This is a genomic window from Bradyrhizobium sp. NAS80.1 (assembly GCF_001908205.1).
Lineage (GTDB): Bacteria > Pseudomonadota > Alphaproteobacteria > Rhizobiales > Xanthobacteraceae > Bradyrhizobium.
In genome coordinates, this window is the sequence record NZ_LGHL01000113.1 from 1 (window position 1) to 24809 (window position 24809).

Annotated in this window: 24 protein-coding genes and 1 pseudogene; 10 read left to right on the forward strand and 15 right to left on the reverse strand. The window is 64.0% G+C overall.

Features of this window, described 5'->3' with window-relative positions; all coding sequences use genetic code 11:
* Positions 1–95: 95 nt before the first annotated feature.
* The 4 genes from AC629_RS24320 to AC629_RS24335 are packed head-to-tail and all read right to left on the reverse strand — an operon-like array spanning position 96 to position 6919.
* Positions 96–2159: a hypothetical protein gene (locus tag AC629_RS24320; protein ID WP_084807482.1), complete on the reverse strand. Its 2064-nt coding sequence runs from the start codon at positions 2157–2159 to the stop codon at positions 96–98.
* Positions 2160–2166: 7 nt separating this feature from the next.
* Positions 2167–4980, reverse strand: a complete 2814-nt coding sequence (locus tag AC629_RS24325) for a DUF4159 domain-containing protein (protein ID WP_084807483.1) — start codon at positions 4978–4980, stop codon at positions 2167–2169.
* Complete coding sequence (locus tag AC629_RS24330; RefSeq protein ID WP_084807484.1) at positions 4977–5921, reverse strand: DUF58 domain-containing protein; 945 nt, start codon at positions 5919–5921, stop codon at positions 4977–4979. The genes AC629_RS24325 and AC629_RS24330 overlap by 4 nt, the downstream gene beginning before the upstream one ends.
* A complete protein-coding gene (locus tag AC629_RS24335) occupies positions 5921–6919 on the reverse strand; it encodes an AAA family ATPase (RefSeq protein ID WP_084807485.1) in 999 nt (332 codons plus the stop codon). The genes AC629_RS24330 and AC629_RS24335 overlap by 1 nt, the downstream gene beginning before the upstream one ends.
* 263 nt (positions 6920–7182) lie before the next feature.
* Here AC629_RS24335 and AC629_RS24340 point away from each other — a divergent pair, with 263 nt between their 5' ends.
* From AC629_RS24340 to AC629_RS24380, 10 genes and pseudogenes are all read left to right on the forward strand, one after another.
* Positions 7183–7794: a DUF1285 domain-containing protein gene (locus AC629_RS24340; RefSeq protein WP_084807486.1), complete on the forward strand. Its 612-nt coding sequence runs from the start codon at positions 7183–7185 to the stop codon at positions 7792–7794.
* A pseudogene (locus AC629_RS24345) lies at positions 7791–8463 on the forward strand (CoA pyrophosphatase). Before AC629_RS24340 ends, AC629_RS24345 begins: the two are co-directional and overlap by 4 nt.
* On the forward strand, positions 8460–8723 hold the full coding sequence (locus AC629_RS24350) for a DUF6111 family protein (protein WP_084807487.1): 264 nt from the start codon (positions 8460–8462) through the stop codon (positions 8721–8723). Before AC629_RS24345 ends, AC629_RS24350 begins: the two are co-directional and overlap by 4 nt.
* A 10-nt stretch (positions 8724–8733) precedes the next feature.
* On the forward strand, positions 8734–9990 hold the full coding sequence (locus tag AC629_RS24355) for a CCA tRNA nucleotidyltransferase (RefSeq protein WP_084807488.1): 1257 nt from the start codon (positions 8734–8736) through the stop codon (positions 9988–9990).
* The gene (locus AC629_RS24360; RefSeq protein ID WP_084807489.1) at positions 9987–10757 is read left to right on the forward strand and encodes a sulfite exporter TauE/SafE family protein; all 771 of its coding nucleotides are present in this window, start codon (positions 9987–9989) and stop codon (positions 10755–10757) included. Before AC629_RS24355 ends, AC629_RS24360 begins: the two co-directional genes overlap by 4 nt.
* Positions 10758–10983: 226 nt before the next feature.
* Positions 10984–11967, forward strand: coding sequence for an ABC transporter substrate-binding protein (locus AC629_RS24365; RefSeq protein WP_084807490.1), 984 nt, complete (start codon positions 10984–10986; stop codon positions 11965–11967).
* 314 nt (positions 11968–12281) lie between these two features.
* Entirely contained in the window at positions 12282–12857 is a 576-nt protein-coding gene (locus AC629_RS24370) for an outer membrane protein (RefSeq protein WP_084807491.1), read from the forward strand.
* A 33-nt stretch (positions 12858–12890) separates the two neighbouring features.
* On the forward strand, positions 12891–14510 hold the full coding sequence (locus AC629_RS24375; RefSeq protein ID WP_143199403.1) for an outer membrane protein: 1620 nt from the start codon (positions 12891–12893) through the stop codon (positions 14508–14510).
* Positions 14511–14889: 379 nt separating this feature from the next.
* On the forward strand, positions 14890–15024 hold the full coding sequence (locus AC629_RS49910) for a hypothetical protein (protein WP_283847577.1): 135 nt from the start codon (positions 14890–14892) through the stop codon (positions 15022–15024).
* Positions 15025–15046: 22 nt separating this feature from the next.
* Entirely contained in the window at positions 15047–15262 is a 216-nt protein-coding gene (locus tag AC629_RS24380) for a hypothetical protein (RefSeq protein WP_084807493.1), read from the forward strand.
* Positions 15263–15327: 65 nt separating this feature from the next.
* On the opposite strand, the gene AC629_RS24385 is transcribed toward AC629_RS24380, so the two are convergent.
* The 11 genes from AC629_RS24385 to queE form a co-directional block, all read right to left on the reverse strand.
* Positions 15328–15720 (reverse strand): hypothetical protein, encoded by a 393-nt coding sequence (locus AC629_RS24385; protein ID WP_245331986.1) that lies wholly within the window; start codon positions 15718–15720, stop codon positions 15328–15330.
* An 8-nt stretch (positions 15721–15728) separates the two neighbouring features.
* On the reverse strand, positions 15729–15902 hold the full coding sequence (locus tag AC629_RS47070; protein WP_168195576.1) for a hypothetical protein: 174 nt from the start codon (positions 15900–15902) through the stop codon (positions 15729–15731).
* Positions 15903–16273: 371 nt separating this feature from the next.
* A complete protein-coding gene (locus AC629_RS24390; RefSeq protein WP_084807494.1) occupies positions 16274–17137 on the reverse strand; it encodes a carbohydrate ABC transporter permease in 864 nt (287 codons plus the stop codon).
* Positions 17134–18063, reverse strand: coding sequence for a carbohydrate ABC transporter permease (locus AC629_RS24395; RefSeq protein ID WP_084807495.1), 930 nt, complete (start codon positions 18061–18063; stop codon positions 17134–17136). Before AC629_RS24395 ends, AC629_RS24390 begins: the two co-directional genes overlap by 4 nt.
* A 15-nt stretch (positions 18064–18078) precedes the next feature.
* The gene (locus AC629_RS24400; protein WP_168195577.1) at positions 18079–19383 is read right to left on the reverse strand and encodes an ABC transporter substrate-binding protein; all 1305 of its coding nucleotides are present in this window, start codon (positions 19381–19383) and stop codon (positions 18079–18081) included.
* 378 nt (positions 19384–19761) lie between these two features.
* Entirely contained in the window at positions 19762–21264 is a 1503-nt protein-coding gene (locus AC629_RS24405) for a tetratricopeptide repeat protein (protein WP_168195578.1), read from the reverse strand.
* Between the two features lie 355 nt (positions 21265–21619).
* Positions 21620–21838, reverse strand: a complete 219-nt coding sequence (locus tag AC629_RS24410; protein ID WP_084807498.1) for a YodC family protein — start codon at positions 21836–21838, stop codon at positions 21620–21622.
* 291 nt (positions 21839–22129) lie between these two features.
* Entirely contained in the window at positions 22130–22882 is a 753-nt protein-coding gene (locus AC629_RS24415) for an HAD family hydrolase (protein WP_084807518.1), read from the reverse strand.
* Entirely contained in the window at positions 22879–23766 is an 888-nt protein-coding gene (hemF, locus tag AC629_RS24420) for an oxygen-dependent coproporphyrinogen oxidase (RefSeq protein ID WP_210419103.1), read from the reverse strand. The genes AC629_RS24415 and hemF overlap by 4 nt, the downstream gene beginning before the upstream one ends.
* A gap of 16 nt (positions 23767–23782) precedes the next feature.
* On the reverse strand, positions 23783–24148 hold the full coding sequence (locus tag AC629_RS24425) for a 6-pyruvoyl trahydropterin synthase family protein (protein ID WP_074120215.1): 366 nt from the start codon (positions 24146–24148) through the stop codon (positions 23783–23785).
* A gap of 17 nt (positions 24149–24165) precedes the next feature.
* The gene (gene queE / locus AC629_RS24430; protein ID WP_074120208.1) at positions 24166–24798 is read right to left on the reverse strand and encodes a 7-carboxy-7-deazaguanine synthase; all 633 of its coding nucleotides are present in this window, start codon (positions 24796–24798) and stop codon (positions 24166–24168) included.
* Positions 24799–24809 lie beyond the last annotated feature (11 nt).

A 24809-nucleotide genomic window follows, 5' to 3' on the forward strand; every position in this document is an offset into this window, starting at 1 on the left:
GTTTTCGAGCGAAGTGGATACCGGTTCGCGTAAAGAAAACGCGTCAAAACAAGAATCTAGAGCCCCGTTCCGATTCCATCGGAACGGAAATGGCTCTAGCGGCCTTCGCGGACCCAGGTCGCGGCGAATGCGCCCAGCAGCAGCAGCAGGCCGATCAGGCCGGCGAAGATCGGCAGCACGCCGACGCCCTTCACGACGCTGGCGTCGCGCATCCTGACGCCCATCCAGCCGTCGCCATGGAAGACGCTGGTCGAGCGCGACGGCACGATGCGCGGCAGCTCGACGCTGGAACCGTTGACCACGCGCACGGCATCGCCGCCGGTTGCCTGCGTCAGCGGCTTCAGGGTGTCGGTTGTCGAGGTGACTTCCGAAAACTCCTTCGGATTGGTCGGGCCGACATTGATCAACGCCTTCAGCGTGCCGTCGGTGGCCTGCCACAGGCCGAGCTCGTTCGCCGGCAGGCTGGCGCGCCACTCGCCGGGGTCGCCGGGGCTGAGCGTCAGCTCATGCGACACGCCCGACGGCGAGGTCACGCTGACCGGCTGGACGCTGTCCGACATGGTCTGGCGCACCACCACGAGATCCTTGCCTTGCACCTGCAGGCGCAGCGCTTCCTCATCGAGGTCGGGCTGCTTCATCAGCCAGTGCGACATCCTCCGCAGCAGGTCGAGATGCGGGCCGCCGCCCTCGTAGCCGCGCGCCCACAGCCAGATGTGGTCGGAGAGCAGCAGCGCGACGCGGCCTTCGCCGAAGCGCGACAGGAACAGCAGCGGCTTGCCGTCCACGCCCGTCATCACGGGCGGGTTGACGGCATTGCGGGTGTCGACGGTGCGGAAGAACCGGCTCCAGTGCGGCGGCTCGCTCGCGGACCCTTCCAGCCCGCGTGTGACCGGGTGACGTTTGCCGATATCCGACAGATGCGCATAGAACGGCTTCTCGGTCACGCCGACGGGTTCTGCCGGCAGCACCGAATCCAGCGGCGTGCGCCAGATGCTGGTGTTGGAGGCGTAGTCGGGACCGGCCGCGACCAGCACCGCACCGCCCGAGCGCACATAGCGCGCGATGTTGTCGAAATAGGCGATCGGCAGCACGCCCTGGCGGGCGTAGCGGTCGAAGATGATCAACTGGAATTCGTTGATGTGCTGCTGGAACAGCTCGCGGGTCGGAAACGCGATCAGCGAGAGTTCGTTGATCGGCGTGCCGTCCTGCTTCTCCGGTGGACGCAGAATGGTGAAGTGAACGAGGTCGACGCTGGCGTCGGACTTCAAGAGGTTGCGCCAGGTGCGCTCGCCGGAATGCGGTTCGCCCGAGACCAGGAGCACGCGCAGCTTGTCGCGCACGCCGTCGATGGCGACTACGGCGCGGTTGTTCACCGGCGTCAGCTCTTTCTCCAGCGGCGAGGCCTCGATCTCGACGATGTTCGGGCCGGCATGCTTGATGTCGACGTCGACGCTTGCGGTCTGGCCGCTCGATAGCGTGCGTTCGTTGATGACCTCGCCGTCCCTGCGGATCGTGACCTTGGCGCGCTCGCCGGAGACGCCCTGGTCGTCGAGGCGGTAGGTGATGGTCTGGGTCTGCCCGACGATGCCGAAGCGCGGCGCCGCCGTGATCGCGATGCGGCGGTCGCGCTCGCCCTTCTGCCCGGTGATGAGCGCATGCACCGGCGCCTGGAAGCCCAGCGCTGCGACGTTGGCCGGGATGTCGTGGACGCGGCCGTCGGTGATCAGGAATGCGCCGGCGACGCGGTCGACCGGCACATCCGACAATGCCGAGGCGAGGGCACCGAACAGTCTTGTGCCGTCGGTTTCGCCATCGGCCTGTCCAGCGTCGACGACGCGGACCTCGAGCCCCTTGATCTTCTTCAGGCTGTCGACCAGCGCTTCCTGCGCCTGCGCGGCCTCACGGGTGCGATTGCCGAAATTCTGGCTCGGACTCTTGTCGACGACGACGGCGGCGACCGAGGTGAGGGGTTCGCGGTCCTCGCGGGTGAAGGAGGGATTGGCGAGCGCCAGCAGGAACAGCGCCAGCGCGGCGACGCGCACGGCAGCACCGCGCGAACGCGCAACCAGCAGCACGATCGCGGTGACGACGATCGCGGCGAGCGCGACCCACAGGACGATCGCGGGAACAAGCGGCGTGAACGCAATGCCGTAATTCATGTCGATCCTATTGGCCGAGACGTTCGATCAGGGCCGGTGCGTGCACCTGGTCGGCCTTGTAGTTTCCGGTCAGCGTGTACATCACGATGTTGGCGCCGGCACGGTAGGCGAACTCGCGCTGGCGGGTGTCGCCGCTGGTCACCGGCAGCATGTACTGACCGTCGGGTCGCACGGCCCAGGCGCCGGCAAGATCGTTCGAGCTGATGATGATCGGGGAGACGCCATCGCCGCCGCGCGCCGGCCGCTGTGCGCTGTCGTCGTCCTCGTCACGCGGCAAGGTCTCGACCCAGGTCTGGCCGGTGTTGAAGCGGCCGGGAAAGTCGCGCAGCAGGTAGAAGGTCTTTGTCAGCACGTGTTCGCGCGGCACCGGCTCGAGCTCGGGAACGTCGAGCGAGGACAGAATTTCGCGCAAGGCCTGCATGCCCGGCGTCTGCGAGGCGCCGTTCTCGCCGGGCGGCGCTTCGACCGCGTCGCGGGTGTCGAATAGCACGGTGCCGCCCTGCTTCATGTAGGCGTCGATCTTGTTGATGGCGTCCTGCGGTGGCTTGGGCGCGCCGGGCACGATCGGCCAGTAGATCAGCGGGAAGAAGGCGAGCTCGTCGCGCGCGGGATCGATGCCGACGGGATCGCCGGCTTCCAGCGCGGTGCGCTGCGCCAGGAACAGCGTCAGTCCGCTCATGCCGGCCTTGACGATGGAATCGACGTCTGCATTGCCGGTGATGACATAGGCGAGGCGGGTCTGCGACGTCGCCTTCATCGCGAAATCGTCCGCGGCGCTGTCGGCGCGCGAGGGCGTCGGCGAAAGCGGCGCGAGGCCTGCGAGCACGACGGCGAGGACGATCATTGCGGGCGCGGCGCGACGGCGCAGCAGCGCGGCGATTCCGCCGCCGAGCAGCGCGACGATGATGGCGTCGACCAAGAACAGCGCGAGCGCCGTCGACAGCAGCCAGCCGCGCAGATCGCGTGGTTCGGCATTGGTGTAGGTCGCATGCCGGGCGCGCAGGCTCGCGGTGTTCAGTGCAGCGATGCGGTCAGCGGCGGCGAGCGTATTCACGGCAAGCGGTCCTTCAGCCGGGCCATAGAAGCCCGGCGGATGATCGGGGGTGGCGCGGTCGCGATAATCCGCGGGCAGCGGCTTTGCGGTGGCCGGCGGCGGGCCAAAGGCGCCGAAGCCGTCGAGGATGTGCAGCGGCGCCACCGTCTCGGCGGTCGCCTCACCGGCAACCCCGGCGCCGGGCTTGGCGGTGTAGCCGGACATGTCGACGACGCGCCGGAGCATTTCGACGAAGGTGCCCGACATCGGCAAGTCCGACCAGCGCATGTCGGCGCTGACGTGGAACAGGCTGACCAGGCCCTTGCCGCGATGCTCGCCGGTCACCAGCGGCGTGCCGTCTTCCAGCGATGCCCAGCTCTTGGTGGCGAGCACCGCGTCGGGCTCGGCCAGGACCTGCCGGCTCACGGTGACATCCTTGGGGACAGCGACGCCGGCAAACGGACCGTCGGCGGCGAAGGCGGCGAGATGCTGCGGCTTCTCCCAGGTCAGGCTGCCGCCGAGCGTGCGGCCGCCCTTGCGAAGCTTGACCGGCACGAGATCGTCTTCGGCCTGTGCCAGGCGGGGGCCGGCGAACCGCACCAGCACGCCGCCCTGGTCGATCCAGGCGTTGAGACGCTCGCGCAGCTCGGGCGCGATGGTGCCGACATCGGCAAGGATGATCATCGGCAGCTTCTGGTCGAGGAACTGGGTGATGCCCTGCTGCGGCGCCCCCTTGTCGGCGAGCCGCACATCGGCGAACGGCGCAAGCGCGCGGGTGAGATAGAAGGTCGGCGCCAGCAGCGGCTGCGCGGTCTCGCTGGTCGAGCCCGAGACGATGCCGATGGCGCGGCGGCGCCAGCGCTTGTCGAGCAGCTGCACCGCGCCGGCGGAGCGCTCGCCGCTGATCTCGAGCCGCGTGATGTCGTTGCGCAGCTCGACCGGCAGATCGAACGATGCTTCGGTTTCCTTGTCCTGCGGGCCGAACGAAAAACGCGCCTCTCCGATCGGCGACGCCTTCTGGTCCAGCGCGCGCACGGTGCCGACAGCAATGCCGCTGTCGGTGCGCAGCACCTTCACCGTCATCTTTGCGGCGGCGTTCTCGGCCGCGACGAGTGCCAGCGGAGAGGAGGTGCCGCCTTCGAATACCGTCAGGCTCCGGTCGCCGATGGTCTTGCCGAGGGCCTGCACGAATTCCTCGCCGCGGCCGGTGTCGACGCCGTCCGACAGCCAGGCGATCTCGCAATCGCCGGTCGCTTTCAGGAAACGGTCGACCGCGGCGAGGGTTTCGACGCGCTCGATCGAATAGGGCTTTGGTGCGAGCTGCCGCAGCGCCACGCGCGCGGCGCCCGCCGGCATCAGGGTGATGTCGCGGTTGGGCTCGGACAGCGGCACCAGCGCGATCGCGCGGCGGTCGTTCTCGGCGTTGGCGATCAGCTCGTCGGCAGCCCTGATCCTGACGTCCCAGTTCGATGCGGCGCTCCAGCCGTCGTCGAACATGATCATCAGTGGCGCCTTGCTGCCGGCAAGCCCCGTCTGCGGATTCCAGATCGGGCCGGCGGCGGCGAAGATCACCAGCGCCGCGGCGAGCAGGCGCAATGCGGTCAGCCACCACGGCGTCCGCGAGGGCGTCTCTTCCCTTGGTGCGATGTCGAACAGCAGGCGCGTCGGCGGAAATTCGATCCGGCGCGGCCGCGGCGGCATCACGCGGAGCAGCCACCACAGCACGGGGAGGCTGACGAGGCCAATCAGCAGCAGGGGTTCGGTGAAGGCGAGCGGCAATCCCATCATGCTGCCGGCCCCGCCTTGATCGTCGTGGTGCGGGCGCCCGACTTGCTCACCTGCATGCCGGCATGCAGGAACAGCAGCAGCTCCGCGGCGGAGCGGTCGGTCGAATGGGTCGTGAACAGCCAGTCGAGCCTGGAGGTCTCGGCGCGGATCTGCTCACGGTGCAGCGCGAGCCGCGCCGTGTAATCCTGCGCCCAGCTTTCGGCGCGGCCGGCGGTGATCACGCCGAACCCTTCCGGCTCGACGAACTCGACGCGGCCGGAATAGGGAAACGTCTCTTCGGCGGGATCGACGATCTGCACCATTGTGCCATGCGCGCCGGAGCCGGACAGGCCCGCGAGCGTCGCCGTGATCTCCGCGATCGGCGACCAGAAATCCGACAGCACGATCGTCTCGGCGAGCGCCGAGGGCACGAAGGACGGCGGCAGGCTCTGCCGCTCGGCATCGTCATGCAGCATCGCCTGCGCCATTTTGTCGATGACGCTGCGGCTCGCGGTCGGCGCCATCAGTCCGGGGACGCCGACGCGTTCGCCGCCCGCCACCAGCAATTCGGCCAGCGCGAAGGCGACGATCAGCGTACGTTCGAGCTTGGATTCGCGCGCGGTTTTCGAAGCGAAGGCCATCGAGGGCGATCGGTCGGGCCAGATCCAGACCGTGTGCGCGGCCTCCCATTCTTGCTCGCGGACATAGAGATGGTCGTCGCGCGCCGAGCGGCGCCAGTCGACGTTCTGCGACGGCTCGCCCGAGACGAAGCGGCGGTACTGCCAGAAACTTTCGCCGGAGCCGGCGCGGCGCCGGCCATGCAGACCGTGAATGACGTTGGCGGCGATGCGGCGGGCCTCGAGCACCAGGCGCGGCAACGAAGCGGCGAGCGTACGGCTTTCGCCATCGGCACGTCGTATCGCAATGGTCTCCTTTGCTGCGTGCCCGTTCTCTACGGCCATCAACCGATCCGTGTCTTCAACTGCCGGATCACGTCCGGAATCGTGCGGCCTTCGGCGCGTGCCTGGAAGGTCAGCGCCATGCGATGCTTCAGCACTGGTTCGGCGAGGTCGAGCACGTCGTCGATCGAGGGCGCCAGGCGTCCGTCGATCAGCGCGCGTGCGCGCACCGCGAGCATCAGGGATTGGCTGGCGCGCGGGCCCGGGCCCCAGGCGATGAACTTGCCGGCTTCGCCGCTCTCCGGGCCCGGACGGGCCGAACGCACCAGCGACAGGATTGCCTCAACCACGGAATCGCCGACCGGCAGGCGGCGGACCAGCCGCTGCGCAGTGATCAGAGCATCCGCCGACATCGATCCCTGGGCCAGCGTCTCCTCGGCACCGGTGGTCTCGAACAGAATGCGGCGCTCGGCGTCGCGATCGGGATAGTCGACGTCAATCTCCATCAGGAAGCGGTCGAGCTGCGCTTCGGGTAGCGGATAGGTGCCTTCCTGCTCCAGCGGGTTCTGGGTCGCGAGCACGTGGAACGGCTTTGGCAGATCGTGGCGCGCGCCGGCAACGGTGATGTGCTGCTCCTGCATCGCCTGGAGCAGAGCCGACTGCGTGCGCGGGCTGGCGCGGTTGATCTCGTCGGCCATCAGCAGCTGCGCGAACACAGGACCGGCGATGAAGCGGAAGGCACGCCTGCCCGCGGTGCTCTCGTCGAGCACTTCGGCGCCGAGAATGTCTGACGGCATCAGGTCGGGCGTGAACTGGATGCGCTTGGCATCCAGGCCGAGCGTGACGCCGAGCGTCTCGACCAGCTTGGTCTTGGCGAGGCCCGGCACACCGATCAGGAGCGCATGGCCGCCGGAGAGGATGGTGACCAGCGTGTTCTCGATCACGCGGTCCTGGCCGAAGATGACGGACGCGATCGCGTCCTTCGCCGCGCGAACCTGGCTCGACACCTGCTCGGCCGAACGGACGATCCCGTCCTCGAGTTTCTCGACACTCTCCGCCATCCGTTAGCTCCTTCAGCCTGCCACGCGGCTTGCTTGCGTCGTCACGCCATCACGTCGCCAAGTCAACACATAGGCCCTATGCTAGACTTGCACGAAGGCCATGTATTCGTTGAATTAAACTATCCCCACCTTATCGGCTTCGGGTTATGTACGGCATCACGAAGTGGCGACCTCCATACCGGACTTTTCCGGGGTGGAACCGTACACCAGACTACAACGTAGACCTGCACCAACCGTGCCAAAGGACAAAGTCAGGGCAAACCATGGCGAACCAAGGGCAGAGCGCCGATCGAGGTCTTGAGGGACTGACCGCCGCCGCCAAAAGTGCAGCCAATGCCGAAGGCGCCAGGAAAGGGCTGCCTCCGGTGCATTTGTGGAATCCGCCATTTTGCGGAGATCTCGACATCCGAATCGCCTCCGACGGTACTTGGTTCTACATGGGCACGCCAATCGGCCGTCACGCCTTGGTCCGCCTGTTCTCGACCATCCTGAAGCGCGAGGGCGACAAGCACTTCCTCGTCACGCCTGTGGAGAAGGTCGGCATTCGTGTCGACGACGCGCCCTTCATGGCGGTCGAGATGCTGAAGGACGGCGAGGACAACCATCGCGTGCTGCGCTTCCGCACCAATGTCGACGACTGGGTCACCTGCGATGCCGCGCACCGGCTCCGTTTCGAGCAGGCAAAGGACGGCGGACTGACGCCGTATCTGCATGTCCGGGCCGATCTCTGGGCCAAGGTCACCCGCGCGCTCTACTACGATCTGGTTGACATGGGTGAGGAGCGGATGGTCGATGGCCAGCCGATGTTCGGCGTCGAGTCGGCCGGCGAATTCTTCGCCATGGCCGATGCAGAGCAGGTGAGGGCCGCGCTTTGAACAAGCCTATCGTGAAAAGCGATCCCGTCGCGGTCGGCCCGGCCGATTTCTTCGCCCGCTCCAGGGCGAGGCTTGGCTTCGCCGTTCCGCCCGGCCTGTTTGATCCGAACATCATACCGGCCTCGGGCGATCCCGGCACCGACAAGATGCTCGAGATCGTCGCGCGCGAGCAGCCTGTGCGGCCGGCTGCGGTCCTGATCGCGGTGGTCGACCGTCCCGAGCCGACCATCCTGCTGACGCAGCGCTCGGCGCATCTCAACGACCATGCCGGCCAGATCGCCTTTCCCGGCGGCAAGATCGAGGCGACCGACTCCTCGCCGCTGGATGCGGCGCTGCGCGAGGCCGAGGAGGAAGTCGGGCTGTTGCGCAACTTCGTCGAGCCGATCGGCTATCTCGATCTCTACGGCACCGCCTTCGGCTTTCGCATCCTGCCGACGCTCGCCAAGGTTCGGCCCGGCTTCGAGCTCACGATCAACCACTCCGAGGTTGATGATGCCTTCGAGGTGCCGCTATCCTTCCTGATGAACCCGGCCAACCACCAGTTGCACAGCAAGGAATTCCGCGGCATGGAGCGGTTCTACTATGCGATGCCGTTCGCGGAGCGCTACATCTGGGGGGGCGACGGCCGGAATGCTGCGCGTGCTTTATGAGCGGATCTATTCATCATGATCCGGCCGGTTCTGACCGAGATCGGAATCTTCCTCATCCCCTTTGCCGTCTATGCGCTATTCCTGGCCGCCAGCCGTTCCGGCCTGTTCGCGCGAACCTCTTGGCCGATCTACGTCGTCGCTCGCCTCGTTCTGGCTGCGCTTGTTCTGGTGATCGCGGGCCTGATCGGGTTCGCGCATTTCTCCGGAGCTGCGCCGGATTCGACCTACGTTCCCGCCCATATCGAGAACGGCAAGCTCGTACCGGGCGTGGAAAAATAGGGGACGGACGATGAGCGCAGAGCCGTTACTCGCCGATGCGCCCTGGCTGACCTCAGGCGGGACCGCGCGCGTCCTGCAATTGCTCAACACGGACGGCGAGGAGGCGCGGGTGGTCGGCGGCGCCGTGCGCAATGCACTTCTCGATCTCGTGCCCGGCGACATCGACATCGCGACCACGGCGCTGCCGGAGGAGGTGATGCGGCGCGCCAAGAGCGCCGGCATCAAGAGTGTGCCGACCGGCGTCGACCACGGCACGGTCACGCTGGTCATCGACGGCCATCCCTACGAAGTCACGACACTGCGTGAGGACACCGAGACCTTCGGCCGCAAGGCCAAGGTCGCGTTCGGCCGCGATTGGGTGAAGGACGCCGAGCGGCGCGACTTCACCATGAACGGCTTGTCGGTCGATGCGGCGGGGGTCGTCTACGATTATGTCGGCGGGATCGCGGATGCCGCCGCGCGGCGCGTGCGCTTCATCGGCGACGCCGACCAGCGCATCGCCGAGGATTATCTGCGAATCCTGCGCTTCTTCCGCATCCACGCCGCCTTCGGTGCCGGGATGCCCGACCGTGACGGCTATCTCGCCTGCATCCGGGGACGCGCGGGCCTTGCGAGCCTGTCGGCCGAGCGGGTTCGCATGGAAATGCTGAAGCTGTTGGTAGCCGGCGGTGCATCCGCAGCCGCGCTCGCCATGACCGAGGGCGGATTGCTGCAAGCGCTGATCGGCGGCGTTGCCTATACCGGGCCGCTGGCGACGATGATCGCGATCGAGCGCGAGCTCGGCCTGCCGGCAAGCAGCACGCGGCGCCTGGCGGCGTTGACGGTTGCCGTGACCGAAGATGCCAAGCGCGTCGCCGCGCGCTTGAGGCTCTCCAATGCCGAAGCCAAGGCGCTGGATTCGATGGGGCACCGCTGGTGGCGCTTCGCCGCCACGGACGAGGCCCATGCGCGGCGGCTCCTCTATCGCCTTGGCGCGGAGCCCTATCACGATCGTGTGTTGCTGTCCTGGGCGCGGGCCGGTGGCGACGTCAGCTCTTCGCGATGGCGCACGCTCGCCGAACTGCCGCAGCGCTGGACGGCGCCGAAATTTCCGCTTCGCGCCGCCGACTTCATTGCGCGCGGGATGGCGGAAGGCCCCGCGCTCGGACATGTGTTGACGCTCGCCGAGGACGCTTGGCTCGCGGCGGATTTTCCACTAGACGAGGCCACGCTCGCCTCCATCGCCGATCAAGCTGCGGCACGCGTCAGCCGCGATCAGAAAACGTGACCATCGTCTCAGGCTTCGCCGACATCTCGATCTTTCAGCTCCTGCTGGTCGCGTTGATGGCGTTGTTTGCTTCGATCATCGGTGGTCTCGCCGGCTACGGCACCGGCGCGTTGATGCCGTTGGTGCTGGTGCCGCTCGTCGGCGCCGAGCCCGTGGTCCCGATCATCGCGATTTCCGCGATCTTCACCAATCTCAGCCGCGCGATCGCCTATCTGCGCTATGCCGACCATCGCCGAGCGCTGATCGTGCTCGCCTGCGCGGCGCTGACGACCGCGCTCGGCGCCTACGGCTACACGCGCCTTACCAACGCCGGCGCGGCACTCGTGATCGGCACCATGCTGATCCTGAGCGTGCCGCTGCGCCGCGTGCTCCGCCGCCGCCAGGTCAAGATCGGGGACACCGGCCTGGCGGCAGGTTCGGTCGGTTACGGCGTGCTGGTCGGCGGCACGTCCGGCTCCGGCGTGATCCTGCTCTCGCTGCTGATGGCTGCGGGGCTCGAAGGCGCCGCGGTGATCGCGACCGATGCGATGATCTCGCTCGGCACGGGTCTGATCAAGATTTCCGTGTTCGGCCTCGCCGGTGCCGTCACCGCGCAGGTGCTCGCCTTTGCGCTTCTGATCGGAGCCATCGCCATTCCCGGCGCGTTCCTCGCAAAGGCCTTCGTCGAGCGGATGCCGCTGCACATCCACACCGCGATCCTCGACGTCGCGGTGATCACGGGCGGGCTGGTGATGATCTCGGCGGCGGCGCGGCAGCTCGTCGCGTAGACACGGCCCCGGCCCAGTTGGCATTCGCGCCCGGACCGCGGATCGAACCTCGTGCTCAGAGACGCCGGCTTCCGAGCACAAACCGGAAGTCGCCCGGCCTGGCTGTCACCCGCGGTTTATGACCCGAAGCCGTCTTGGGCCTCGTATACGTGTTGCGTCGGCAGTGCCTGCGGCGACAAGAACTGATATCCTCGTCGCCCCCCCCGACCTTGTATGAGGTGACCGAATGAGACGGCGGGAGTCCATTGCGCTTGTTGGCGGTGCGTCGGTGTCGTTCTCCGTGGGCGGGAGTGCTCAGGAAATACTAAGAGTCCCGCGCATAGGCGTTTTATGGATCGGTACGAAGACCACTGCAGCGATCTATCTTGACGCGCTCCGAAGGGGATTGCGGGACCTTGGCTATGAAGAGGACAGGAATCTCGAGATCGAGCAAAGGTACGCCGACGGCAATGCGGAGCGACTCCCGATACTCGTCGGTGAGCTCATCGCCGCCAAAGTCAATGTCATCGTTACCGCCAGCATACCCTTTGCACTGGCCACGATGAATGCAGCAGCTAACATACCGATCGTAGTGGCGGCTGCCGGCGACTTTGTAGGCAACGGCCTCGCGGCGAGCATGGAGCGTCCAGGCGGAACGATTACCGGTATCGATGAGGTCGTTCCTGGCCTAAGCGCCAAACGCCTCGAGCTTCTTATAGAGGCCGTCGGCGTTAAGTCACCGGTCGCCGTTCTCTCAAGCGCCACCGGGCCAACGCACGCCAAACAAATGCAAGAGACAGAGGAGGTTGCACGCTCTCTCGGCGTGACACTCAAGACAGTGAGAATAGGGAATGCCAACGAAATCGAACCCGCTTTTGAGGAGATGACTCGTGAACGAGCTACCGCATTGCTTGTCTTCTCTGGCGTATTGACCGCCATCCACAGCAGCACGATAGCGGGGCTTGCCGCAAAAAACCGACTACCCGGCATGTATTGGCACGTGCGGTTCGTTACCGATGGAGGTCTGATGTCTTACGGGCCAAATCTTCCGCGCATGTTTCGGCAATCCGCGGCGCTAGTAGACAGGATACTGAAAGGGGCAACGCCGGCTGACGTTCCGGTCGAGTACGCAACGGACTTCGAGTTGATCATCAATTTAACGGCGGCCAAAGCGCTCGGCCTCCAGATATCGCCGACGCTGCTCGCACGCGCCGACCGCGTGATCGACTAGAGAACCCTCTTTGCTGCGATTGCTCACAGCCGCTTATGGCCGCCCATAGCGGACATTGAGTCGGTCTTGATCGACGACTGCTTTTGACCCTTCGCGTCATTTGCTCCGCTGAGCGAAGCGGACATGATGAAGCACGAGCCCGATGACAGGTTTCGCGAAGCTGACGCGAACGCTGGGCACGCGAAACGGTGGACGCGGCTGACGAGCGAATGATACTCGTTTCCACTTTTTCCCTTTATTTCCACATGTGGCGCTTGCGCAACAGCCGCCGGCGACAACTTCAGTATCATGACCGCGCTGGGTTGGGGGCTCGTGTGCAAAAGCATTTTCTGTTTGCGTTCGCAGTTGCGGCGTTGAGTTCGGCCGGAAGCGCGTCAGTGCTGGCGGCGGATCAGTTGCCACCGGTCAAGGCACCGGTACTGCCGGAATGGACCTGGGATGGCTTCTACCTCGGCGCCAACGCGGGCTATGCGTGGGCGCACGATCCGCTGCAGCGCCAACTGTTTTCCGGACAAAGCGACAGCCCGACCTTCGGTGACATCAATTCGCGGGGGGCGCTTGGCGGCTTTTACGCGGGGTTCAACAGGCAGAACGGCCGCTGGCTCTCCGGTCTCGAGCTCGACGTCTCCACCGGGATCCGTGGCTCGTCGACGGCTAGCGGCACGGGCCTGGCCGTGGGGCAGGCTCCTGGTACGGAGACCCTCTCGATCATCGACAAGCTCGACATGCTCGGCTCGGGCCGCGTGCGCCTCGGCTATCTGCCGCGGCCCGATTTGCTGCTCTATGCCACCGGCGGCCTTGCATGGAGCTCCGTCAGGCAGAGTGCGGACGATAATTCGGTGTTCTTCCGAGGTGGAGGACAGATCACCCACTGGGAGGATTCGTCCTAGCGGTTCGGCTGGGTGGCGGGCGCCGGGGCGGAAATGCGCCTTGCAAACAGCAACTGGCTCGCGCGCCTCGAATACCTGCACTACGACTTCGTCGGCGCCTACTCCAACACGTCGACCGACATCACCAACGGCGTCCCGTTCAACCAGGCTGGCGCGTCCGGTCCAATCACGCTTGACCTCGTCCGCGCCGGCGTGAGCTACAAGTTTGGCGGCGCATCCGCCCCGGTCGACTCCGGCCCCTCAGCCTGGGCCTCGCCATTGCCGGTCAAGGCCGCTGCCCGGACATCGCTGTGGAGCTGGACCGGTGCGCATGCCGGCTATGGCTGGGCGCACGACCCCTTCAGCGAGTTGGTCGGGAGCCCCGGGAGCAGCGGCCTGCTTCAGAACATCGACGGCAGGGGCGGCCTCGGTGGCTTCCCGGCCGGCGCCAACTGGCAGAGGGGAGCGCTGCTTGGCGGCCTGGAGATCGACCTATCGAGGACCGGCATCCGCGGCCAGACCAGCGCGACCGGCGCCTTGGTGCTCCCGCCCTTCACGGACATCACAAGCATCACGTGGGGCGACAAGGTCGAAATGCTCGGATCGGCCCGGGCGCGGCTCGGCTATCTCGTTTCGCCGACGACGCTTCTCTACGGCACCGGCGGCCTGGCCTGGACCGAAGTCGATAGCACCCAGGCCAATGTCGACCACGTGACCTCGCCGGGTACCACGACCGTCTCGATCTTCAATTCTACAATGCCGCTTTGGCGGTTCGGCTGGGTTGCGGGTCTTGGCGCCGAGCAGCGGATCGGAGCCACGAACTGGATCGCGCGCCTCGAATATCTGCATTATGATTTCGGCTCGAATATCAGCACGTCTTTCAGTTCGACGACCGGTGGCGTGACCACGTTCGCCCCGGGCCTAACGAGCGGCCACCTGACCGTCGACGTCGTGCGCGCCGGAGCAAACTATATGTTCGGCAGTCCGGACGGCGCACCGGCGGCGCGCATCGACGAGGCGCGTCCGGTCCCGACGAGTTGGAACGGCTTCTATCTCGGCCTGCATGGCGGCGGTGGCGTCGGCAACGATCCCTTCAGCCAGACGGGCGCCCTGCAGCTTCTGCGGCCCGACGTCCATTCCGCGGGCTGGCTCGCCGGCGGCCAGGCCGGCGCCAACTGGCAGACCGGCCGCTGGCTTGCCGGCATGGAAATCGACATCTCCGCTACCGGCATCAAGGGCTCCGGCACAAGCCCTGCGCTGGAGGTGTTCCCCGGACAGTTCAATTCGGAGACCACCGGTGACACGTTCAATCTCCTCGGCTCGGCCCGCGCGCGCCTCGGCTGGCTGTCGTTGCCGAACCTCCTCGTCTATGGCACGGGCGGCCTCGCCTGGGCACAGGTCACGCAGGAAACCATCCGACAATTCGCGAGCGGCGGCACCGTCACCACCGCCACGACGTCGCGGGTGGGTTGGCGGTGGGGCTGGGCCGCAGGGCTTGGCGCCGAGACGCGGATCGGTCAGAGCAACTGGCTCGGCCGCATCGAATACCTGCACTACGACTTCGGCACGACGCACGATCAGATCTTTGCCTTGAGCACGGGCGCATCGAGCTTCAGCGAGGGCCGCCTGACCAGCGATGTCTTGCGCGTCGGCTTAAGCTACCAGCTGAACTGAGGCGGGCCAGGATTTTCGCTTCTGGCCGATTTTGTTGCAAAATTCGGTTGAGTGAGGCCTCGAACGATCCCATCGCCTACTTACTGAGCTATCTGCGCTTGGTCCGTTTCTTGGGGCCGAGCGGACGATCACGCTGCCGCTCTATTTCTCTTCCTTCCCGGTCCCGCGCGTCACGATTTTAGGTGGGGCATCCGGTAGCGGTCTCCAGAGCCTTCGCCCCATCCCACCGCACGCGCTTCCAGACTTCGCGCCCGTTAAGGAACTGGTTACTAGTCACTGTCACCATTTACATACTAGGTCGCCATAAGCGGCAGCGCATTCTGAGAACGGCTTAATATTTCGACACGCCCGGTTGGCAGTCTCTTTCAGGAGAGGCCGAATGTTGAAGGGCTTCACAGTGGCAGTTGTGGCGCTGATCAGCACAGCGCAGCTGGATCTATACCTAACCGACGGTCGGTATACCGACGCGGCCATGGCTATGCTGCGGCAGATCAGGCACGCGTTTGGATTTTGAGATACCAACTTTGAGGCGGGCGATGGAAGGCATCTCATGGGCCGATCTCGACGCGGATGAGCAACGCGCCATTGGAATACTGGGAGCCGGGCTTTCTATCGAGCTGTGTGACCCCATTGCTCTCCTGACATTAAAGCGGCGCGGGCTGATCGTAGGCTCACATCTGACGGCTGCCGCGCACGAGTTGCGGAGGGGCGTTGTTTTAGACAAGCTCGCGGTGCGTGATTGCGTGACGTAACCAAGCGTACGCCGCGAACAGACGGTCGAAAGTCGTTGCCGACGACGAGCGTGATGAGGGATCGCTTAGTTACGAGTATCGATCAATCGCGCGCCTTGTGGACTGGAGATCCTGGCACGCCATAGCTGTTCAAAAGTGTCAAATTCTTTCAGCGCCAACGCTTGTGCATCTAATGCAATGCCGGGCTTGCCGGCGATGACAACACCTGTGGCTGCTTCGCGAGAACCGGGTTCGGGAGGCGCCTCTGTAGGCCACTCCAGCAGTGATTTCGAAAGCATGGGCTTGCCCGCGTACCAGCATTTTCGTCCGTCGATGAGACGATAGGACCACCACTGCCCTTGCGGATTTGCCGGCATTGCCGCGGCGCATCGTTGTTTAGCGTGCCCGCTTGCCATTTCGAGCGACGAGAGCGCGGCGGTGCAAACGGCGAAAGTGAACGATCGAAGCGGCTTGCCCATGAGCGCGCTCAATTGCTTTGTTGCTGCAATCGACCTACAGCAACGATCAAGGCGGGGCGCTCGAGAACTTCCACCAACTTTTCAAGGACAAGCGCATTGTCCTTGGGATAGGGCTGAAGGTATTCTTCTAATAAGAGTTGCGCTTCGCTAATCGCTTGCAGGGCCAATTGCTGATCGGTCATGGCTGCTTACTCATCGATGAGATGCGCCGGCGGAGCTAGCGAAGGGAGAGATCAAGTCAGCTTTGCGGAACATCCGCGCTATTCTTTTCACTTTTTGTTTCAAGCTCTGGCTTGCCACGGCGGCAGTGGCACGGCGCGGGCTCGATCAGTGTGGACAAACGTCCACGCAAAAGCTGCAAGCGGAGGGATCGCTATGACCGAGTATTTTTCGGCTACTGCCCAGACCGCCGCTTTTGACCCCGTTGCAGACCTCTCCTACAGGCCCAGCTCAAGCCAGTGGCTGCTGGCGTGCTAGTCAGAGACCTTCGCTGCCAGGCCGCTTCGGTTAGCGGGCGTGACGCTAGCTTGCGACACAGCGTCGATTGAAAAATTTAACCCTTCACCGCGCCCGCGGTCAGCCCATGTATCAAGTGTCGCTGCAAGAAGCTGAACAGCACTGCCACGGGGACGGTGCTCAGAATGACGCCGGCCGAGAGCTGACCCCATTGCACCTCATACTGGCCGACCATATAGAGCAACCCGGCTGAGAGCGTGCGCATGCTGGTCTCGGTCGTGAACGATATCGCGAACAAGAGCTCGCTCCAGGATACGACGAAAGCGAAAATGGCAGTGGCGGCGATGCCAGGAGCCGCGAGCGGCAGCACGATGCGGCAAAGCGCACCGAAATGGTTGCAGCCGTCGATCATCGCGCTCTCTTCGAGGTCGCGTGGTATGGAGCTGAAATAGCCGACCATCATCCAGACCGTGAACGGCACGGTGAATGAAAAATTCGAATAGATCAGCGCCTGATAGGTGTCGATCAGGCCGAGCGCGCGCCATTGAGTGAGTAACGGCGCGATCAAGAGAACGCTCGGAAACATCTGCGTGGCTAGAAAGATGAGCAGCAGCGCATCTCGTCCTGCGAAGCGAAAGCGGGCAATCGCGTAGCCGGCCAGCACCGATACCATGGTGGTCGCGACCATTGTGACCGAGCACACCCACAGGCTATTGAGAAAGAAGCGGCTGAACGGGGTGACCGGCGAGGTCCAGGCATCGATATAATTCTCGAAGGTGGGATGGACCGGCAGATACTGCAGCGGTGTCGCGTAAAGCTCCTGCCGATCCTTGAGGGATGTGAGGAACATCCAGATGAACGGCCCGAGGGCAAAGGCGGTTAGTAGCGCAAGACCGATCCAGACCATCGGACCGCTCAACAATCGCTCGGCAAGGTCTTTCGGGGCAGCGCGACGCGTCATTCCGTATCCTCGAGGCCTTTGGTCGTGCGCAGGTAAAGCCACGTGAACGCCAGCATCACGAGCAGCAGGACGACCGAGAGCGCGCCGGCGTAACCGAAGTCGAGGCTCGAATAGGCCTGTAGCAGCGTGTAGGTCGAGGTGATCTGCGTGGCGTTAGCCGGGCCGCCGCCGGTCATGACAAAGATCAGGTCGGCATAATTGAACGTCCAGATGATGCGCGTGGCCGTCGCGACGACGATGATGGGCCGTAACAGCGGCAAGGTGATGTGCCAGAAACGGGCGAACACGCCCGCACCATCGACATGGGCCGCCTCGTAAAGCTCGTCCGGAACCGCCTGGAGCCCAGCCAGCAGCATGATGACGAAGAAGGGGATCCCGCGCCACACATTGGTGAAGACAACCGCTGCCATCGCAAGATCCGGCGACGAGAGCCAGGCGACGCGCTCCTGCATCAGGCCGACCCGGATCAAGATGTCATTGATGACGCCGTAATTCGGTTGATAGAGCCACTCCCAGATCAGCCCCACAACGACTCCCGGAATGATCCAGGGCAGCAAGGTGAGAGTGCGCACCAGAGCGCGTCCAGTGAAGGCCTGCTGCAACAGGAGTGCACCGGCAAATCCGAACACGAATTGCAGGGAGACCGAGCCGAATACCCAGACAACTGAATTCCTCAGCGTCAGCCAGAACACCGGGTCCTCAACAAGGCGGACGTAGTTGCCGAGCCCGATGAAGCGGTAGTCCTGAGGCTTGTACAGGATGTCGGCGTACAGGCTCATCTTGATCGCGAGCATGATTGGCACGACGACGGTCGCAAGCATGCACAGCGCGGCCGGAACAAGGTATGAATAGCCGATCAATAGCTTGCGCACCCGCCAGCCGATCAGCGGACGGGTGCGGGGTTTTGCGAGGGTGAGCATGGTCATGATCGTTCCCGACGCTTACATCATCTCCTTCTTCAGGATGTCGGCGAAGCGGTCGAGGCACTCTCTTGCTGAGATCTTTCCAAGCATCGCCTGCTGAATTAGTGGCACGCCGTCCGAGTCGATCTTGCCGCCCCAGCCCGGATAGGCAAGGTAAGGACTGACGATGCCGATCGGGAAGGACTGCACGAATCCGGCGAGCGCCGGGTCTCTGGAAAATTCGGGCCTGTCGAGGATCGACTTGCGCGCAGGCAACAGGCCGAGGGCCGTGTTGTATTTAAGGCTAGGTTCCTCGTCGAGCATGAAGGTCATGAACTGCCAGGCGCCTTCCTTGTTCTTCGCGCCCTTGAACATGGTGAGCGTCTCGGAGAACCAGAACGAAGCGCGCTTGTTCGCTGGGCCGATCGGCAACGGCAGCGTGGCGAATTTGTCGACGCCAACGTTCTTCTTCTGTTGGCCGCTCGAGCCCGAATTGTGCTGGTACATGCTGGTGACGCCGCGCCCGAATGCTTCGACGATTTCGACGAAGCCGTCGGTCGCGGCACTCGGCGGCGTGACCTTGTGCCTCAGCGCGAGATCGAGATACCAGGCGAATGCGTCGATGGCTTCCTTGGAATTGATCGCCACCTTGCCGTCCTTGAGCACTTCGGCGCCGTTGGCATAGGCGAATTCGCTCGGATAAAGCAGCGCCCAAGATCCGCTGCCGCGCATCCCGTATCCGTACTGGTTCTTGTCCGCCCTGGTGAAGGCTTTTGCGACGACAAGGAATTCGTCCCAAGTCCAGTCCGGCGTCGGTTCTTTCAAACCTAGTTCTTTGAGACGATCCGTGCGGTAGTAAATTCCATCGAGCGTCACGGCGAGTGGAAGCGAGATGATCTGGTTGTTAATGGTCACGGTTTGCCAAGCTGTCGGCGCGACATCCGCGTAGTGCTTCCAGGACTTCGCGCGCGCGGTGATGTCTTCGACTGCGCCCATGCCGTTGAACTGGCCGACCCAGTTATCCCAGACCTGGCAGAGATCTGGCGGGCTTCCGCCAGTGATCGCGCTAATGAGCTTTTGACGTGCTTGTGCCTGCGGCACGTACTCGATCTGCACCGCAAAATCCTTTTGCGACTGATTGAAGCGCTCGACCAGCGAGTTCATCAGCGCAATGCGCGTCGGCTCGGGAACGCTCCATTGAAAGCGGACCGGCTCGGCGCCCCAAGCCTTGCGCGGGGCAATGAACGGAGCATCCCACCAGGCCAAATCGGCCGCGGCGATGACGCCCGTTCCAGTCAGCGCGTGCAGGAGCTTGCGCCGAGACAGCGAGATACGCTCATCCATCTTGGATCCTCCCTCTGCCAGCCTTTTCCGGCTCTCGTTTGAGCCATCATGCCACACCATGGCGGGCCGGAAAAGTTTCAAACATGCTAGCGCTTGGCGCACTCAGCACACTCAATCCGGAGACCCCGGGCAGAAACTGACCAAGCGCGATGCTTGCCGACACGCTTGCTCTTGGAGGTGAGTCGGGCCCTGGATTCAACGCGCTGCCGCGTCGCAACAAGTGTGGTATCTTTTAGAATGTGTTCGGCGTGTCCCCTCGCTGGCGAGCCTCCGGCGCCCAAAGCGTACCTTGGTCGCCGCGTGTTCGATGTCGGTAAGCGACCCCAAACCGGAAGTCTGGCATCGCCTCGTTACGTCAAGGGAAAAATCGCTGCGCGTTCATTCTTCCGGCATCCCGGCCTTGCGCAGTCCCTCGATAGCCCGGTCAAAACTTGCACGAACGCGTTGATCGGCAGAGGGAGGTACCAACGCCTTGAGCGCCGCGACATTCTTGACCTTAGACAGCGCAGCGCGACGCTGTTCAGCGTCACGGGCCTCCGCATCATGGCCGGTCAATGCAAGCGCCGCGGCGAGGGTGCCGAACGCTGATCCAAAACTTGGATTGATCGCGATCGACCGGCGGGCCCATTCGATCGCCTGATCGTACTGCTGCAGCCCGAAATAAGCGTGACCTTTGCCCATATACCAAACTGCCAATTGTTGATTTTGCGGACTGAGCCCTATCGCCTTGTCGAAGAATTCGATGGCCTTTTCATATTGTCCGATGTCAACGTATAAATGGCCTAAAGCCCCATACGCCTCTGCAACGTTAGGGTCGAGGGCGAGCGCACGTTCGAATTCAGCAATCGCATCGTCGAATCGTCTCACGACCACGAGTACATTGCCTTTAGCCAGATGGCCCGACGGGTTGTTCGCATCGACGGCGATCGCGCGCGACGCCAGTTCGTCAGCCCGCTTTAGGTCGACCCGGGGATCGTTACTGCGGCCGAGCAGGATCGCCAAAGTGTACCCGATGGATGACATGGACAGCGCAGTGACGTTGTTGGGATCGGCGTCGAGCGCCCGCTCGCAGACCGTTGCTTCCTTACCGAATAGTCCGGCTTTATCCAGAACTGAGACGACGCACTCCGTGGCCAAATCTAGGGCGTCGGGGTTGGTGGCAATTGCGCTCTTTTGTGCCTCAGCCTTTGTCAACTCATAGCGTAGGGTTGAGTTGATCCGCGCGACGATTTCGTCCTGCATCTGCAGCGGATCGGCCCGAGTGGTATCAAACTGATCCGCCCAGAGATGCGCGCCGCTATGGGCATCGATCAGCTGGGCATTGACCCGCGCCCGGTTTTGGTCTCGCTGCACCGAGCCTTCGAGCACGTATCGAACGCCGAGGTCCTTGCCGATCTGCCGGACGTCGATATTCTTGCCCTTGTAGGTGAAGGCGGTGTTGCGCGCGATCACGGGAAATTTGGGAATGCGCGACATGCCGGTGGTGAGATTCTCGGTAATGGCGTCGGCGAAATAATCCTGGCTCGGATCGCCCGAGAGATTGGCGAAAGGCAGCACCACGATGGAGAAACGCGCGGCCTCGGCCGGCGCTGTCGGCCCTGGCTTCACGGGTGCGAACAGTTCCCCTGTGACTGTGCGATAGGTCGTCCAATAACCGGTCAGCCCGGCCAGTACAGTGCCCACGGCAGCGAGACCGGCTACGGGGCCGCTGATCCTCCTCAACGTCCACCGCCGAGCGTTCGCCATTGGCGCTGGCGTGCCCGATCGAGACACCTCGATCTCTGCTTTCGGGTCTTCCGTGGTCATGAGCTGATAGCCCATCACATCGGCGGCATAATAACCGCAGCTAGCGTATTGATCCACGTCAAATTCGACCGTCAATTCGGACGCAGGCGGGCAAGCTCGTTGAGCAACTATTCTGGTAGCAACGGAGGAGGACTCGCATAGCAACACTCGTCGTTCTCTCCCCGGGGCAGGCGGCATGGCCTGGTATTGGCACGGCGTAGCCCCGCTTATTCGCACGGCGAGGCACGAAGCCATCGCCGTCGATCTACCTGGCGACGACAGGAACTCCGGTCTCGCGGCGTATGCGGACATCGTCATCAGCCCGCCTTCGCCGAAATAGGAAAACGGCTTCGTGCTTATTTCGTCGGCGCCGCAGTGGCGGTTCACCGGTCCGTGAGCGTGCGCCCGAGCGGAACGCTCCGATCTAACCAGGATGCGGTCTTAGGCGTGCCTACTCCTCGTCCTCGTCGTCATCCTCGTCTTCGTCGTCCTCCTCCTCGTCGTGGTCTTCTTCCACCTGCACCAGCACAGCCAGCGGCAGCGTCTCGCGGAACAGATCGCCTTCCATGCCCATCCAGAGGCAGAGCACTTCGTCCTGCTTCACTTCCGCAACGGTCAGCGGCTGGCCGCCGGATTTCAACATCACGACATTGCCGGCTTTCAATTCCATGGATTTGTCCTCCGAGTTGGTCGACCCGGATGCGAGGCTAACAAGCGGTCATGACACGCTGAAAACAGGCGAGCAGGGAGGAGGGGCTGCGCGGATCATACGCAGAAAGCTCGAAATGCCAGGAGGCAACTCACGCAGAAGCGCTTCCATCGCAGGCTTTGCGACGGTGGCATGATGCCCCTGTTTTGCCCGACGGATCAAGCGATTTCGCGAAATCCGCAAGTTATTGATTTTGCAGCACCCGGCTACTGTGCATGGGGTTGTTTTCGATATTTTGCGTTCACGCCCTGCTTAGACCTGGTTCGGCACCAGTTCGGTCAGCGATCGGATGATGCGATCGGGCCTGACGGTCGAGCCTTCGGGCAGGCCGTCGCCATGCACGTCGATCCAGATCGAATAGATGCCGAGGCGCTGCGGCGTCACGACTTCCCATTCCAGATTGTCGCCGATCATCCAGGTGTCTTTCGCAGCAACGCCGAGCGCATCCATCGCATGCAGATAGGCGCGTTCCTCGGGCTTGCCGAAACCGTGCTCGCCTTCGATCTGGATGTGGTGGAAGCGGTGCGCTAGCTCGAAGCGCTCGACCTTGGCGCGCTGGGTGTCGGCGGCGCCGTTGGTCACCAGCGCGAGCTTGATGCCGAGCGCGTTCAATTTGTCGATCGCCTCATGCGCGCCGGGGAAGACGAACATCTCCTCCTCGCGATAGGCGGTGAAGCGATCGGCGAAACGAATTGCGAGATCGTCGGGCAGGGCGCGGTGGCCGGCTGACGCAAGCGCGGCGAAGCCGCCCTTGACCGTCAGGTGCCGGGCCTCGGCGAGCCTGAGGCGCCACGAGGCCTCCGCGTTGGCCCAGAAGTTTCGCGCGAAAGCCAGCACCGCGGTCGCGACCTGCTGTGGCGGCAGCGGTGCAAACTCCTCGGCAAACTCGTTCGCGATCGTGTTCCAGGCGATCTCGGGCCGGCCATAGGCCGACAGGATGGTGTCGTCCATGTCGATCAGCATGGCGCGCGGCAGGGGCCTCGAAGCGGGCTTGATCATTGTCATGGCCATTTCACCTCCGGCGGCAGCGACGACAGGATCGAGTCCACATTGCCGCCGGTCTTGAGCCCGAAGATGGTTCCGCGATCGTAGAGCAGGTTGAACTCGACATAGCGGCCGCGCCGGACCAGTTGCTCCTCGCGGTCGGCGGGGGTCCAGCTTGTCGCGAAATTGCGCCTGACGAGTTCGGGGTAAATCTTGAGGAAGGCGCGGCCGACGTCCTGGGTGAAGTCGAGGTCGGCGTCCCAGTCGCCGCTGTCGTGCCAGTCGTAGAAGATGCCGCCGACGCCGCGCGCCTCTTTCCGGTGCGGCAGGTAGAAATACTCGTCGCACCACTTCTTGTACTTGTCGTAATCGGCAACTCCGTTCGCCCCCGTGCAGGCGTCCTTCATTGCGGCGTGGAAGGCGATTGTATCGGCATCGTCCTGCGTCCGCCGGCGATCGAGGACCGGCGTGAGATCGGCGCCGCCTCCGAACCAGGCCTTGGTGGTGACCACGAAACGCGTGTTCATGTGCACGGCAGGCACGTGCGGATTGCGCATATGCGCGATCAGCGAGATGCCGGAGGCCCAGAAGTTCGGGTCTTCTGCCGCGCCGGGAATCTGCGCGCGAAACTCGGGAGCGAATTCGCCGTGCACGGTCGAGCAATGCACTCCGACCTTCTCGAACAGGCGTCCGTGCATGATCGACATCACGCCGCCGCCGCCGGGCGCGCCGCTGTGGTCAGTGCGCTGCCAGGGCGTGCGCTTGAAGCGGCCGGCCTCGCCTGGATAGAGGCTTCGGGGTGCGTCATCTTCGAGCTGCTCGAAGCTCGCGCAGATATCGTCGCGCAAGCGCTCGAACCAAGTTCGGGCGCGGGTCTTGCGATCTTCGAGCAAGCTCGGGTCCATCGTGGAAGTCATGCCGTCAACCCTGCGGACCGTAATAGGTGCAGCTCTCGTTGCAGCTGTCGCGGTGGATGCTGACGCGGGTGAGGTTGCCGATGTGCTGCAGCCGCTCCCAGACGAAGCGCGACAGGTTTTCCAGCGTCGGTGTGCCCAGCGCCTCGATCTTGTTGAGGAACTTGTGATCCAGCGTGAGCCGCACGTCCTCGATCGCGCGCTGGACGAGGCCGAGATCGACCACCATGCCGGTCTTGGGATCGGGCGTGCCCCGCAACGTCACCTCGGCGCGGAAGGAGTGCCCGTGGATCTCTTCGCTCGCCGCACCGAACGTCGTTCCCGACAGTGAATGCGCCGCCTCGAAGCGGAACGATTTCGTCAATTCCCACATCTGTTCGAAAACCAATCCTATCTGATGCCAAGCGATTTATGCGTCTGCACGCTCAGCCGCCATTGCGGATGGCGCAGGCAATAATCGATCGCGCGCGCGGTGTTCTGGACGATTTCGGGGCCGTCCATCGGTTGGAGCGAGAAGCGCTCGAAGGCGAGATCCTCGAAAGCTTCGGGCGCGGCGAGCGCCTGCGGATAGACCAGCTTCAGCTCGTGCCCGCGGCGCAGGACCAGCTCGCTGCCACCCTTGGGGCTGACGCAGATCCAGTCGAGCCCCTCCGGTGCGGCGATCGTGCCGTTGGTCTCGACACCGATCTCGAAGCCGCGGGCATGGAGCGCGTCGATCAGCGCCGCGTCAACCTGGAGCAGCGGCTCGCCGCCGGTGAGGACAACGTAGCGGTTGGAGGCCGTTGCAGTCCATTGAGCGGCGATGGTGTCGGCGAGTTCCGCGGCCGAGGCATAACGGCCGCCGAGCGTGCCGTCGGTTCCAACGAAATCGGTGTCGCAGAATTTGCACGTCGCGTCCGCGCGATCGGCCTCCCGGCCGCTCCAGAGGTTGCAGCCGGCAAAACGGCAGAACACGGACGCGCGCCCGGCATGGGCGCCTTCGCCTTGCAGGGTCAGGAAGATTTCCTTGACCGCGTAACTCAAGCTTCTCTCCT

What these genes read in the sequence shown, in the direction of transcription:
- AC629_RS24335 (WP_084807485.1), bottom strand. Translation starts at nt 6,919, where the DNA reads ATGGCGGAGAGTGTCGAGAAACTCGAGGACGGGATCGTCCGTTCGGCC.
- AC629_RS24415 (WP_084807518.1), bottom strand. Translation starts at nt 22,882, where the DNA reads ATGACAATGATCAAGCCCGCTTCGAGGCCCCTGCCGCGCGCCATGCTG.
- AC629_RS24330 (WP_084807484.1), bottom strand. Translation starts at nt 5,921, where the DNA reads ATGGCCGTAGAGAACGGGCACGCAGCAAAGGAGACCATTGCGATACGA.
- AC629_RS24400 (WP_168195577.1), bottom strand. Translation starts at nt 19,383, where the DNA reads ATGGATGAGCGTATCTCGCTGTCTCGGCGCAAGCTCCTGCACGCGCTG.
- AC629_RS24395 (WP_084807495.1), bottom strand. Translation starts at nt 18,063, where the DNA reads ATGACCATGCTCACCCTCGCAAAACCCCGCACCCGTCCGCTGATCGGC.
- AC629_RS24375 (WP_143199403.1), top strand. Translation starts at nt 12,891, where the DNA reads ATGCGCCTTGCAAACAGCAACTGGCTCGCGCGCCTCGAATACCTGCAC.
- AC629_RS24325 (WP_084807483.1), bottom strand. Translation starts at nt 4,980, where the DNA reads ATGATGGGATTGCCGCTCGCCTTCACCGAACCCCTGCTGCTGATTGGC.
- AC629_RS24350 (WP_084807487.1), top strand. Translation starts at nt 8,460, where the DNA reads ATGATCCGGCCGGTTCTGACCGAGATCGGAATCTTCCTCATCCCCTTT.
- hemF (WP_210419103.1), bottom strand. Translation starts at nt 23,766, where the DNA reads ATGGACCCGAGCTTGCTCGAAGATCGCAAGACCCGCGCCCGAACTTGG.
- AC629_RS24380 (WP_084807493.1), top strand. Translation starts at nt 15,047, where the DNA reads ATGGAAGGCATCTCATGGGCCGATCTCGACGCGGATGAGCAACGCGCC.
- AC629_RS24390 (WP_084807494.1), bottom strand. Translation starts at nt 17,137, where the DNA reads ATGACGCGTCGCGCTGCCCCGAAAGACCTTGCCGAGCGATTGTTGAGC.
- AC629_RS49910 (WP_283847577.1), top strand. Translation starts at nt 14,890, where the DNA reads ATGTTGAAGGGCTTCACAGTGGCAGTTGTGGCGCTGATCAGCACAGCG.
- AC629_RS24365 (WP_084807490.1), top strand. Translation starts at nt 10,984, where the DNA reads ATGAGACGGCGGGAGTCCATTGCGCTTGTTGGCGGTGCGTCGGTGTCG.
- AC629_RS24425 (WP_074120215.1), bottom strand. Translation starts at nt 24,148, where the DNA reads ATGTGGGAATTGACGAAATCGTTCCGCTTCGAGGCGGCGCATTCACTG.
- AC629_RS24320 (WP_084807482.1), bottom strand. Translation starts at nt 2,159, where the DNA reads ATGAATTACGGCATTGCGTTCACGCCGCTTGTTCCCGCGATCGTCCTG.
- AC629_RS24385 (WP_245331986.1), bottom strand. Translation starts at nt 15,720, where the DNA reads ATGGGCAAGCCGCTTCGATCGTTCACTTTCGCCGTTTGCACCGCCGCG.
- AC629_RS24410 (WP_084807498.1), bottom strand. Translation starts at nt 21,838, where the DNA reads ATGGAATTGAAAGCCGGCAATGTCGTGATGTTGAAATCCGGCGGCCAG.
- AC629_RS24355 (WP_084807488.1), top strand. Translation starts at nt 8,734, where the DNA reads ATGAGCGCAGAGCCGTTACTCGCCGATGCGCCCTGGCTGACCTCAGGC.
- AC629_RS24340 (WP_084807486.1), top strand. Translation starts at nt 7,183, where the DNA reads ATGGCGAACCAAGGGCAGAGCGCCGATCGAGGTCTTGAGGGACTGACC.
- AC629_RS47070 (WP_168195576.1), bottom strand. Translation starts at nt 15,902, where the DNA reads ATGACCGATCAGCAATTGGCCCTGCAAGCGATTAGCGAAGCGCAACTC.